The organism is Roseibium sp. RKSG952, from assembly GCF_009711355.1.
Genome location: NZ_SMMF01000156.1, coordinates 1 through 305 on the forward strand (window position 1 = coordinate 1; position 305 = coordinate 305).

The window sequence follows — 305 nt, forward strand, 5'->3', positions numbered from 1 at the left end:
CTCAAACTCCTGAAGCGGCAGGTGACTGCCTAGCCGTCGCCTGATTCAGCTACGGCAATCTCTTGATTGGATCTGGCTTGAAGGTACTTTCCTTACGCTTTTTCCAGAACAAGGATCTTAGTTCCAGGGCTTTGTGAAACACCCAACGGGCAGCGCCGAATTGGAAGTCCAGTTCTTTGATCTGTTCCTTCGTGGGATACAGCCTGACCTTGATTGCGCGGCGCATGCTTGAGTCTTTCCTGGAAAGAACTCAAAATGCAAGAACAAACGGGAAGCAGGAATTCCCGCTTGCGCGGGAGCGCCTT

General features: G+C 51.8%; 1 protein-coding gene. It reads right to left on the reverse strand.

Annotated elements, in window-relative coordinates; translation table 11 throughout:
• Positions 1–49: 49 nt before the first annotated feature.
• Positions 50–226, reverse strand: a complete 177-nt coding sequence (locus E1297_RS51050) for a helix-turn-helix domain-containing protein (protein ID WP_368669412.1) — start codon at positions 224–226, stop codon at positions 50–52.
• Positions 227–305 lie beyond the last annotated feature (79 nt).